The following is a 13780-nucleotide window of genomic DNA, read 5'->3' as shown; positions in this document are numbered from 1 at the left end:
GGGGGTTCTCTTGCTATTTAGTGTTCACCGGAAGACCATTTGTCTTCCAGCACCAATTGCCCGAAGACTATTCAGGGTAATGGCAATGATGGTGAAAGCGAACACAGTAAATCATAATAAAATATCTCTTAATTAAACTACTTAAAAGACTACCTTAAGTTATTATTAAATACAAGTATTTTGTTTGAAAATTGTGCTGTGATTTGAGGTGTTTATTTTTTGATATTTTAAATCAATAGGTTATGTTTTAAAAATCCGCCTTTGTTCAGCGGATTCGATCTTATTTATTTTTCACTGTGCGTTTTCTAACGGTCAAATCGATGGATTCGGCGTTAGGCGCATTTTTTTTCACAGCCGCCATGCCTTTTTGGGCTAACTCTTCCGAAGCATATTTTTCACTACTAGCAATAATTTTACCGTTATCAACTGACTTTAAACTAAAATGCTTGGCATTTGTTTGATAAGCTTTATCTAATGCGGCATTTTTTTTCACTGAACGAATCCCATTTTGACAATTCGCCTTAGTCGTATAACCTTCACTTTGTAAGATAATTTCACCTTTGCTATTTTTAAGATGAAAATAAAATAGGTTATCTTTAGGACTTCTAAATAATTCAAATTTACTACTCATGTTTTGCCTCCTTATACTGGCAAAGTAACAACTGCAACTCTCTTTGACTTCATCATGCTAAAGCATGAACACTAAAATCCTTTTTAGTGATAGGAAAAAGATTATAGTAATTATAACAACAGCATTAATAGATAAAACTAATGTTTGGTAAAGTTGCGGTAAAAGGCTGTGATAGTAGGATAAGCAAGGTTAATAAAAAGATGATAAGGGGTAACGTGTCTATTTTCTTACGTTATATTTTAGCCTGAATCTAGTCTAACTGTTTGTATTTTATTAAATTAAATTATTTTTTATAACTTTTATGCAAATAAAAATACTATTTTGTGATCAGATTAAAATTAACGCGAGATCGCGAGGAAAAAGTGGAGTTTGCTTATTTTTTTCTTAATAATTTATATTTCAATCATTTATTAGTGATATGAAAAGATAGGCTAGAAAAATGTAAAATGACTACGCTAAATAAGATAGGTTTGGTTATTATCAGCAGCGTAGATAATCATACAAAAGGAATTGTAGTAATGAATAAACGACTTATAGTAAGTACCTTTGCTTTAGCAGCCTTATTATCAGCTTGTAAAGATAGTAGTTCTGATTCGGTTAAAGTAGAAACAGATAAGGTGAATGATTCGATTAAAAATGTTGTTGATGATGGCCATCAACGTTTTGATGATCTTCAACATCATGTCGATAATGCGGTTGATGAAGCGCGTCAAAAAGTTGAACAGACTAGAGACGATATCAAAAATAAATGGGATTCCAAAATACATGATGGGACGAAAGAGATTGAAATTGGACCTCAGCTCGTTGATTGTCAGGGCGGAAAACCAATGCATTGTTTATCTGTTAAAGGTGCAGATATAAATAATGGACAACTTTATTATTCTGCGATTGAAGGATTTAATTTTGAACCTGGTTATAATTATAAATTAAAGGTAAAAAAGTTAAATAAGACGGTTAATCCTAAGGACGACACCATCCCTCAGTGGACATTAGTTCAAGTAGTTAAAAAAGAGCCTGTTAAAAAATAATTTTTATTATCATTTTATATCCTATCATTGTAATTTTAGCAGTATAAAAGTCTATTTTATACTGCCTTTTTATTATGTCGATTAAGCGGAACAGAAAAATATCAGAACCATAAAGTATACCGATTACTGAACATACTCTATGCTTTTATTAACCGGATCTTTTTTGAAAAAAAACAGTCGTATTTGGCATAATATTACCATACAATAATCAAATATTATGTATACATAAGCATTTACGTTGGTTAACGGACAAGGAATTTTGTGGATAAGCAAACTAATACATCTTATAGCTCATTTGCTAATGAAAAAATCAGTAGACTGTTTTGGCGCTATGCGTTACCGGCCATTATCGGTGCCGTCGTCAATACCTTGTACAATATTATTGATGGTATTTTTATCGGGCATTGGGTTGGAAAAGAGGCATTAAGCGGTTTAGGTATTATCTTACCGATTATGAACTTTTTAGCCGCTATTGGTATGCTCGTTGGGGTTGGTTCCGCGAGTCGTATGTCGATTGCGCTTGGTGAAAACAACAACCATTTTGCTGAAAAAATTGCAGGTACATCATTTTTATTAACGCTTTTACTGAGCGGTTCAATGATGATGTTTATTTTTTTATTTCTTAAACCTATTCTTATTTTTGTCGGGGCTAGCGACGTTACTTACCCTTATGCACGTGATTTTTTACAAATTTATTTACCAGGTGGAATATTTTTAACCCTCTGCTTTAATTTTAATAATATGATGCGGGCCAGCGGTTATCCACTTAAAGCAATGATCACCATGTTAATTAGCGTGATTGCCAACATTATTTTAGCCCCTATCTTTATTCTATGGCTTGGCTTAGGCATGCGAGGGGCTGCCATGGCTACCGTATTATCGATGATGATTAGTTTTATCTTTGTCATTTGTCATTTTTTAAATAAAAACAGTGATATTCGCTTACGTAAAGCGAATCTTAAATTTAGATGGGATATCGTTAAATCAATCATATCAATTGGTATATCGCCATTTTTCATCCAAATAGCGGCCTCAATAGTAGTTATTTTTATTAATTATCAATTACGAAAATATGCCACGTTATCACATGTACCTAGTGACGATGCGATCGCAGCATTTTCTAATGTTAACCGTTTAACCATGTTAATTTTGATGGTTGTTGTGGGATTAACCCAAGGAATGCAACCGATTATAGGTTACAATTTTGGTGCTAAAAATATTAATAGAGTGGTAGAAACGTTATTTTATGCCATTAAAGTGGCAACGTTGATTACTACTATCGGCTTTGTGATTAGTTTCTTTCTTCCTCATTTTTTAGTGTCATTATTTAGTCCTGATCATGAACTGATTGCGTTATCGGCGACGGCGTTACGTTATATTACGTTAGCTTACTGTTTGATCGGTTTCCAAATGGTTGCCACGAGTTTTTTCCAATGTATTGGGATGTCAAAGCAAGCGATTGTATTAAGTTTATCAAGACAAGTGTTATTCTTCTTACCTATTGTTTGGTTATTACCACACTGGTTTGGGTTAAATGGTATCTGGCTGGCAAGCCCTGTTGCTGATTGTTTATCCGCTGGCGTCACGGCACTATTATTATTCCATCAATTAAAACGTTTTAAATGTCAATTTAAAGATCGACGTTAATTCCTTTGGCTGATGTTAAGTTACAAAAAAAGCGCTAATAAAAGCGCTTTTTTTATATAAAAATACCAATCTTATCAAGATTTTTCATCTACTGGTGGTATTTCTACTTCAATATGTTTTGAAAACATCGCTAAGAAGTTATATTTAGCTAATAGCGCTTGTTCTGATTGTTTGTGTAATTTTACTGCAATACCTGGCTCTAGGGTTTCTAAGCGACGGAATCGCTGCTCTTTACGAATCGTGTCATTTAATCCTTCAATAACTGGTGGTCGAGAATCCAGCACTAACGCAGCTTTTCCTTCCTCAATGCGCCGTGGATCATAACGATATAGTGTCCAGAACCCTGATTTAACCAGATTCTTCATCTGTTCATGAGAATAAGCTAAATCATAGCCATGCTCTTCACAAGGAGAATAAGCAATAATTAAAGATGGACCGTTATACGCCTCAGCTTCTTGAATGGCTTTAATGGTTTGATTCAATTGTGCACCTAGTGCAATTTGAGCAACATAAACATGACCATACATCATCATACTTACCCCTAAATCTTTGCGCATTTTATGTTTGCCTAATTCAGCAAATTTAGCGACGGCGCCCATTGGGGTTGCTTTTGATTGCTGTCCACCCGTATTTGAGTAACCTTGAGTATCCAAGACCATAATATTGATATTTTCGGTTAAACTAAGTACATGATCTAATCCACCAAAACCAATATCATAAGCCCAACCATCACCGCCGATAGCCCACACCGATTTATCAATTAAATAGTCGGCATCACGGATAAGCTCCTTGGCTTCGGGACGTTCAATATTCGCTAATTGACGGCGCAACTGTTCAATTAATTGACGTTTTTCACTAATCGACGTTTGCTCAGATTTAATACCAACCATGATATCGGGTGGAATATCAGCTGCTACTTCATCTAATAATCTTAAGGCTCGTTTTTGATGATATGAGTAAGTTAAACGAAATCCTAATCCAAATTCAGCATTGTCTTCAAATAGCGAATTTGCCCAAGCTGGGCCTCGACCTTGATTATTGGTCGTATAAGGCGTAGATGGTAAGTTGCCTCCGTAGATAGAAGAACATCCCGTTGCATTAGCAATCGCCATGCGATCACCAAATAATTGGGTTAATAACTTAATGTAAGGTGTTTCACCACAGCCTGAGCAAGCGCCTGAATATTCAAATAATGGCGTAAGCAATTGCGAGGTACGGATATCGATACGTTCAATGGTATTGATATCTCGGTTTGGTAATTGACTAAAATAATTAAAATGAATTTTTTCAGTCGCCAAATGCTCAATACGCGATTGCATATTGATGGCTTTAATATCAAAATTATTTCGATCCCGCGCTGGACAAACTTCAACACAAAGATTACAACCGGTACAATCTTCAGGGGCAACTTGTAATATATAACGTTGTCCTTTCATATCTCTGGCTTTAACCTCCAAAGATTGCAAAGTATTAGGTATATTGGTAAGAATCGCTGGGTCGACGACTTTTGCTCGAATTGCCGCATGTGGACAAGCTACTACACAATGATTACATTGAGTACAAAGATCGGATTGCCAAATTGGGATGGCATCCGCAATATTGCGTTTTTCCCATTTAGTCGTGCCTAAAGGCCATGTACCATCAGGCGGAAAGGCTGAAACGGGTAAGGTATCACCTAAACCAGCGAGCATCGTTGCTGTCACTGTTTTAACAAAATCTGGCGCATCATTTGGTACAATAGGTGGGCGATGATGACTCGTCGGATCCATACATTGTAACGGAATAGGTTGTAACTCATCGATCGCCATACTAAGCGCTTTCCAGTTGCGCTCAACGACATCTTGTCCTTTACTGCTATAACTTTTGGCTATCACATCTTGTAATTGCTGAGTAGTAAAATCTTTTTTAAATATCTCGGCTAAATAGAAGAAAGCGGCTTGCATAACGGTATTAATACGCGCGCCTAATTCACACTCACGAGCAATTTTAGCTGCATTAATAATATAAAATTGAGCCTTTTTCTTAATTAATGCTGCCTGTACTTCTTTTGGTAACCGGTGCCAAATCTCTTCTTTACTATACGGTGTATTTAATAAAAAAGTACCTTCTGGTTTAAGCTGCTCAATGATTTGATATTTATCTATAAATTGATCTTGGTGGCAACCAATAAAATGAGCTTCTTTAATTAAATAAGAAGATTGAATGGGTTCAAGACTAACACGCAAATGGGAAACGGTTAACCCCCCTGCTTTTTTCGAGTCATAAACAAAGTAACCTTGCACATAGAAAGGCGAACTATTACCAATAATTTTTAGATTGTTTTTAGTCGCCGATACCGTACCATCACTACCAAGACCATAGAATAAAGCTTCAAGTTCTGATTTCTGTGGTGTGGTTTCCTCTGGTAGTGGTAGTGATAAACCGGTAACATCATCATAGATCCCAACCGTAAAACGCGGTTTTGGTTGGTCACGATTCAATTCATTAAAGATGGCTAATACACAGCGCGGATCAAATTCTTTAGATGATAATCCATAACGTCCACCGATAATTAATGGTAAGGTTGAACGCTGACCGTAACTTACCGCTTCAGCTAAAGCACTCATGATATCTAAAAATAGCGGTTCCGCCTGTGCTCCCGGTTCTTTGGTACGATCTAAAACTGCAATTCTGGTTACGGTTAATGGTATTGTCGCTAATAGTGCTTTGGCGGAGAATGGTCTAAATAAGCGGATAATAACCAATCCCACCTTTTGACCTTGTGCAATCAGTTGATCAACCACTTCTTTACATGTACCTACCGCGGATCCCATCAATACTAAAATTTTAGTAGCATCTGGTGCACCATAATACTCATAAGGTTTATAGTGTCGTCCGGTTTCTTGACCAAAATCAGCCATTGCTTTTTCGACATGTTCATAAGCCTGTTCATAATAAGTGTTAACGGCCTCTCGACATTGAAAGAAGGTATCAGGATTGGCGGAAGTACCACGTATAGAAGGATTATCAGGCGTTAATCCACGTTTTCTTAGTGCTGCGATTCCCTCATGCGGAAGTAAATTTTTTATATTCTCATCGCTTAATGAGGTTATTTTATTAATTTCGTGAGAGGTTCTAAAACCATCAAAAAAATGAATAAAGGGTAATCGGCTATTTAGCGAGGCGATTTGAGCAATTAATGCAAAATCCTGTGCTTCTTGAACTGAACTTGCGCACAGCATAGCACAACCGGTTTGCCTTACCGCCATTACGTCAGAGTGATCACCAAAGATAGAGAGCGCATGCGTCGCAACGGTACGCGCGGCGACATGCAAAACAAATGGCATCAATTGCCCGGCTAATTTATAAAGGGTAGGTATCATCAGCAGTAAACCCTGTGATGAGGTAAAGGATGTCGCTAAGGCGCCAGTTTGTAAAGCACCATGGACAGTGGCAATTGCGCCCGCTTCAGATTGCATCTCGATAATTCTTGGTACATCGCCAAAAATATTGCTTTTATTAAATTCAGCCCAGTTACTTGCTTGTTCTGCCATCGTTGAACTTGGTGTAATAGGATAAATAGCAATTATTTCATTAGTTCGATAAGCAACAGATGATACTGCGCTATTAGCATCCGATATGATCATTATTAACCTTATAAAGTGGTGACATTGCTTGAAATAGGAATATTTATGCCATTGTAACAGAATTTTTATTGACTTTTTAGTTTACCATAGCAAAAAATCCACTGAGGACAGTACATTATAACGCATTGTTTTATCTTTATTAATTATTATCTTAATTAGGTCAATATTAAATAAACGCTTTTTATTTATTTAATGATATTAATCGTATCAGCGCGATAGAGAGTGATTAAAACGGCTTAATAAATATAAAAATAAAATGTCACCTATATTACTACGTTGATTATTCTTATTAATATTCTTCATTTTGCCGAAGAGTATTTTAGTTAGCTTATTGTTTTTATAATAGCGATTAATGGTTTTATTGACTAATCGATTAATCAATTTAACGAATTAACTAAGTTGATGATAAGTATTGTTATTGGTTCAAATAAGGTATTTTTTAGTGAGAGACTTAATCGATATTCACTTAATTCTTATTAGTTATGTGTTATTAATGATGGTAAAGAGCAGCAATAAAAAGGATATGAATCTGACTATCAAAATCATAAAAAATAGGATGAATCTAACCTTATCTATGTAAGATAAGATCAGACTCAGACCTGAGCAGCAACATTATTGTTTATTTTTAAAACGAAGTAGGCGTAAAGCATTTGCTGTCACTAATGCTGTTGTACCAGAATCAGCAAGTACGGCGATCCATAATCCAGTAATTCCCAATATACTGGTTATTAAAAATAATGCTTTAGTACATAAAGCCAAGGTAATATTTTGTCGGAGATTAGAATTAGCGGCTTTAGCTAATTTAAGTAAGCAGGGTAGCGCCACTAAACGATTATTAGCAAGTGCGACGGTTGCCGTTTCGAGAGCGACATCAGTGCCTTCTCCCATGGCAATACCGACTGTTGCGGCTTTAAGCGCTGGTGCATCATTAATGCCATCGCCTATCATAGCCGTTGGTGAATAAGCATTTAATTGTTCAATACGATGTAATTTATCAATAGGTAATAATTCAGCATAAAACGTATCAATATTCAGTTGAATAGCAATAGTTTTTGCGGAAAGATAGTTATCACCAGTCAGCATAACGGATTTTATTCCCATGGTTTTTAAGGTATTTATCGTGCTGATGGCTTCAGGTCTGATTTGATCTTGTAAGGCAATAATACCGTAAATTTTTTCTGAATTGGTTACGAGAACCACAGTTTTGCCTTGGCTTTCCAAGGTCTCAATTTCAATTTGCCAATTCGTAGGGATAGCAAGATTAATATAGTGTATTTTACTTGGGGCTAATAAATAGAGCATCTCATTAAGTAGCTCACCTTTAATACCAATACCGGCAATGGCTTGTCTTGATTGTGCTTCAAGAAGAGTAATAGGTAGATTCATTGCCTGTTCAATGATGGCTTTTGCTATCGGATGCATTGAACCTAGCTCGAGAGCGGCGGCTTTTTGTAGTAGCTGTTCAGCGGTTAAATCATAACTAATTACATCGGTTACGGCAGGTCTACCAACGGTTAAGGTTCCCGTTTTATCAAAGGCAATGGTTTTAATTTTGCCAAATAATTCGAGAGTTGCACCACCTTTAATTAAAATCCCTTGTCTTGCCGCAGCCGATAGGGCTGAAGTAATGGTTGCTGGCGTTGAGATCACTAATGCACACGGACACCCGATTAATAGCAAGGTTAAACTACGATATATCCAATCATACCAAGGTTGGTGCATAAAAAGTGGCGGGATTAACATAACCAGTAAAGCCAATAATACAATTAATGGCGTATAAATTTGGCTAAATTTATCGATAAAACGTACAATAGGGGCTTTTTGTGATTCGGCATTCTCTATTAATTGTAATAGTCGATCTATCGTGTTTTGCCCTGGCTTAGAGATCACCGTTAAGCGCACAGTATGATCAATAATTAAACATCCCGCCATAATTTTAGCCCCTTTTTGGTATTCGACAGGAACGGATTCTCCAGTGAGGGCACTTTGGTCAACTAAAGCGATTTCACTTAACAGTAAACTATCGGCAGGCAAACGTGATCCCGCGGAGGCTTCAATAATATCATCTACTTTTAATGTACGGCTAGGCACACTCATACGCTGATTATTGACGATAACCGTTGCTTGTTCAGGCATAAGCGTGATTAAAGAGGAAATACCTTTTCGCGCTTGATTGGCGGCAAAACCTTCTAACATGTTACCAACCATAAACAGAAAAATGACCATCGTCGCTTCTTCGGTTTCGCCAATAAATAGAGCACCAGTGGCGGATATTGACATTAATGCTTCAATGGTAAACGGTGTTTTAGCCACAATTTGTCGCCATGCAGCATATAAAATCGGTATTAAACCATAGAGAGTGGTTATAATAAAAGCATAATGACCATATTGGGCAGAATACCAACTTAAGACCAAACTAAAAATAATCAACCCAGCAAAAATAGCTAATTTTATTACCGTTTTACTGTTGGTCGTATTTGTCGTATGTGAATGGGTTAAATGGGGTGCTTGATCTGAATCAGATGGGCTATTAAGGGAATGTAATTTATACCCTAATGCGGTAACTTTTTTTTCAACTAAATTGCTGATGACGGCTGCGGGTGATGGTGTGGTGATTATTAACTTGTTCGTTGAAAAGATAATTCGTACTGAAGTGATTTCTGAGATCGTTTTAATCTGTTTTTCAATTTTTTGAGCACAACTAGCACAATCCATCCCATCAATTTCCCATATTAACTGGGTTTGATTGGTCGTTACCATTGATTCTTCATTGTCCTTAATAAGAGCATCATCAGGTGGGGTTGCATAACAATAATGAGGCGTAGAACATTTATCTTTATCTACATGAATGACGCGAAAGCTAGGTGCTTGCTTTGATTTGTTATTATATAACATAACGTTATCCTAATTGGTTAACAATAATCATTCTACATCATTTTTATTAAATACAAAGTCATTTATTATGGATCTTGTAATGCTTTAAATAAGATAATCAACAATTTTATTGACTATATGGTAGGATAATTAACCATTTACATCGTTTTATATTAAAAATAAAACGCTCAAGCTACCAGCGATAATTTTATTAAATAGTGCTATCGTTAAATGTTAACGGTTTGGCTAAAACAGAGGTATTTTATTTAATTGAGATTATGCAAGCTCATACTCAATTAAAGAATAATAAGCCTGATATCTCACCACTCTAATGGTGCTAATGTTACATATTCTTTGTTGCCTCTTATCTAATTAACTTATCATTGAAACCCGCGAATAATTCGATCAAAGATATAAATACAGTTATAGGTGATTTGACCAATCATATTTGGCAACACTGGCTATTTTAACTCTATAAAAGTATAAAAATTATCTTATTCATGAGATCAAGGGCTTTTCTCAATTAAAAAAAGACTCAGCATTTAACTGAGTCATTATATCAAATAGATCAATACGGTAAAATTCATTGAATTAATTTTAAGTTACTAAAAAACTGTGAAGGTTTCACTTTTTTACCATTGACCGCTGCTTCTTTATTGATGGAATCATAATGCAAAGTAGAGTAAATGCCGGGTTGCTTCATTGGCGTTGCATCATAAACTAATTCTATTAATGAAGCATTTTGCAATAATGAACTAAGTAACATTATGCTTTGATAGGCATATTGTAAATCGCTTTTACTTAGGGTATTCTTTTCTGGATGCTGAATTTGAGCAAATTGATAAATTAAAGGAGCAAACGGGATATTTAAAGAAAAATCCAAACTCACAATATCATTTTGCTGTAAGTCAGAAAGGCAAACAATTTTACTTAAATCAATCTGTTTTAATAACATCGATGAATTCATATTGATGCTACCATGTGCATTCTGCCAGAAATATTTATTTACAGCCAATTTAGTATAAGGTTGAGCGGCTTTTGACGTTGGCACATTATCATCGGATATGGAATCATTCGCTGTGATTGATAGATTTTCATAACTGATTCCAACACCACTAAAACCGAGATCTTGCTTACCTAATGTAATATTGCCAATGGTACTATCGATATTACCAAATAGGGTTAATTGATCATTGGATTTATTTTGATTGGTAATATTAACATCTGTAATTGTAATATTATCTAAATAATTATTTAATTGAATTTTATTGATATTCAGTATGTTATTAAATTTAAATCCAACTTGAGTCAATTTTTCAAAAAGGGAATCAAAGGAAATACCATCTAACTCTATTCCTCTTTTATATTGTTGGGACTGAGATCGATATATCAATAATTGTTTGATGGAAGACGTTAATTGATAATTATTCTTGGTTGATTGCGCTGAAGTAGGTAAAAGTCCCAATTGAAAATGACTTAAATTGATATCTAATTTTTTATCTTTAATTTTTAAATTATCTAGATTACTCGTTAGATTAAAGTCATGGAATGTTGCATCAGAGTTAATGATTAAATGACCCGCACTTATCTTATAGAGTGTTTTATCGGAGAGATCAATGTGATCAACAGGTATCGTATTGATCAAAAATTGCATGCTTTTATCATAACCAATAGTCAATTTGGCTTTGAGGAAAGGTTGATGGTTGGCGATTTGCCAAAGTTTTGGGCTATTTTTTTCGGTCATCGCATAAACTGCACTAGCAACCTTAGGATTAAAATTAAGCTCTTTTAGTTCCGACCAAGGGAAAGGACCATGATAAACAGTAATTTGTTCATTAAATATGACTTTAGGATCGGTATCATTTAGAAGTTTATTTTGTGCCGTTATTTTAAGGTAAAAAGTGGTAGAAAATATACCCTGATGATAATCAGAATAAGAAGTATAAAATTTTAACAATGTCTGATGATGATTCATATTATGTTCAATATCAATAATCTTGCTATCAATATTATTAGCAATCACTTTACCTGTATACCAAGATAAACCCGTATAGATTACTGTTAATAGCGCTATAATACTAATTATTAAATTTAATCTTCTCATTGAATTTTTATATTTCATCCTTAAATATGAGCCAATTTATTTGATAACAAAGTAAGATAAATAAAACCAAAATTATGAACTTAATGTCAATATAAACACCGCTAATTAATTAAATATCATTTCTACTCATAAAGTTATATTTATTACGATAGAATAATAACTTCTATTATATAATAAGTTAATCCTTTTTGATTAATTTTATACTAAAAATTAAGTATAAAAGTTACTATATTAAATGATATTCGTATTCATTACCGCCAGTCATAGCGGTTGTCTATTTACTTATAAGTTGGCTATGAGCAGTAAAATTTTGTAATAATGTTGCTATATATTCAATTCGCTCTTGGCGAGACAAGCCTTGCTGTAATAATTTTAAGCGATTATTGCCATCTAAACGATAATCTTGGCTATGGGTCTGAATTAACATAATCAGATAGTCAACAGAAATAAGATGATGATCGCTAAACTCAATAATTCCGCCTTTATCACTCAATTCAATGCGTTTAATCCCTAAGGATTGCGCTGTTAAGCGTAAGGCTGCGATAGTTAATAAAAATTTAACTGGATCAGGGAGCAGCCCAAAACGATCAATCATTTCTATTTTAATATCATTTAATTCTTGTTCATTAACTGCGCTAGCGATGCGTTTATATAAAGATAATCGGGTGTTGACATTAGGAATAAATTCATCGGGAATTAACGCAGGTAAACGCAATTCAATATCGGTCTGATTATGGTTTAATAAATGTTCTAATGTTGGTTGCTCCCCCTGTTTTAGAGATTCTACGGCATTTTCGAGTAACTCCATATACAGTGAAAACCCAATCGTTTCTATCTGACCACTTTGATCTTCACCCAATAGCTCGCCAGCACCACGTATTTCTAAATCGTGAGTCGCTAAAGCAAAGCCAGCACCTAAGTCCTCCAATAAGGAAATCGCCTCTAAACGTTTTTTCGCATCTGTGGTTATCGCTTTGGCTGGCGGGGTGAGTAGATAAGCATAAGCCTGATGATAAGAACGTCCAACTCGTCCACGTAATTGGTGTAATTGCGCCAGACCAAATTTATCAGCTCGATCAATAATGATGGTATTAGCATTAGGATTATCAATCCCCGTTTCGATGATGGTAGAACAGACCAGAACATTACATTTTCGATGATAAAAATCATTCATAATTTTTTCTAATTCACGCTCATTCATCTGCCCATGAGCAACAGCTATACGAGCTTCTGGTACTAAATGTCTTAGATCTTCGGCGGTTTTTTCAATTGATTTTACGTCATTATATAGATAATAAACTTGCCCTCCACGTAAGATTTCTCGCAAAATGGCTTCACGAATCACTAAATCATCAGATTCACGCACAAAGGTTTTAACCGCAAGTCGGCGTGCTGGAGGGGTAGCTATAATTGATAAATCGCGGATACCACTCATTGCCATATTTAAAGTACGTGGTATGGGGGTTGCTGTAAGCGTTAAAATATCGACATTAGCTCGCATAGCTTTGATACGTTCTTTTTGACGAACACCAAATCGATGTTCTTCGTCAACGATAAGTAGACCTAAATCATGCCATTTGATATCCGTTTGCAGTAATTTATGAGTACCAATAACAATATCAACTTTCCCTTCAGCGATCGCTTGTAAAATCTCTTTTTGCTGTTTAGCTGTTTTAAAACGTGAGAGTGTTTCTATTCGAATCGGCCAATTGGCAAAGCGATTGCGTAAGTTCTCATCATGCTGTTGTGCAAGTAGTGTAGTTGGGACTAAAATCGCGACTTGTTTATGATTCATCACAGCTAAGAAAGCCGCACGAATGGCGACCTCTGTTTTTCCAAAACCAACATCACCACAGACCAGCCCCACAGA

Annotated in this window: 7 protein-coding genes and 1 other annotated feature; of the genes, 2 read left to right on the top strand and 5 right to left on the bottom strand. The window is 35.3% G+C overall.

Translation table 11 applies throughout. The features are described 5' to 3' along the window. Positions 1–92 (bottom strand) — a sequence feature (His leader region). This feature is flagged as partial in the annotation. A gap of 188 nt (positions 93–280) precedes the next feature. Then, positions 281–631: a YegP family protein gene (locus O970_RS08805; RefSeq protein WP_133459335.1), complete on the bottom strand. Its 351-nt coding sequence runs from the start codon at positions 629–631 to the stop codon at positions 281–283. A gap of 518 nt (positions 632–1149) precedes the next feature. Between O970_RS08805 and O970_RS08800 the strand changes: the two genes are divergently transcribed. Beyond that, complete coding sequence (locus tag O970_RS08800; protein WP_166667104.1) at positions 1150–1659, top strand: DUF4377 domain-containing protein; 510 nt, start codon at positions 1150–1152, stop codon at positions 1657–1659. A 261-nt stretch (positions 1660–1920) separates the two neighbouring features. Next, positions 1921–3306, top strand: a complete 1386-nt coding sequence (locus O970_RS08795) for an MATE family efflux transporter (RefSeq protein WP_133459333.1) — start codon at positions 1921–1923, stop codon at positions 3304–3306. A 74-nt stretch (positions 3307–3380) separates the two neighbouring features. Here the strand turns inward: O970_RS08795 and nifJ are convergent, their stop codons facing one another. The 4 genes from nifJ to O970_RS08775 all read right to left on the bottom strand — a co-directional run. Then, the gene (gene nifJ / locus O970_RS08790) at positions 3381–6932 is read right to left on the bottom strand and encodes a pyruvate:ferredoxin (flavodoxin) oxidoreductase (RefSeq protein WP_133459332.1); all 3552 of its coding nucleotides are present in this window, start codon (positions 6930–6932) and stop codon (positions 3381–3383) included. A 612-nt stretch (positions 6933–7544) separates the two neighbouring features. After that, complete coding sequence (locus O970_RS08785) at positions 7545–9827, bottom strand: heavy metal translocating P-type ATPase (protein ID WP_133459331.1); 2283 nt, start codon at positions 9825–9827, stop codon at positions 7545–7547. A 562-nt stretch (positions 9828–10389) separates the two neighbouring features. After that, positions 10390–11928 (bottom strand): DUF945 family protein, encoded by a 1539-nt coding sequence (locus O970_RS08780; protein WP_133459330.1) that lies wholly within the window; start codon positions 11926–11928, stop codon positions 10390–10392. Positions 11929–12184: 256 nt separating this feature from the next. After that, positions 12185–13780 (bottom strand): TRCF domain-containing protein (locus O970_RS08775; RefSeq protein ID WP_133459329.1); only part of this gene is annotated, 1596 nt, incomplete at its 5' end.

This window comes from Candidatus Schmidhempelia bombi str. Bimp (assembly GCF_000471645.3).
GTDB classification, from domain to species: domain Bacteria; phylum Pseudomonadota; class Gammaproteobacteria; order Enterobacterales; family Orbaceae; genus Utexia; species Utexia bombi.
Note: the sequence above shows the minus strand (reverse complement) of the source record. Positions and strands in the feature narration are given on the sequence as shown.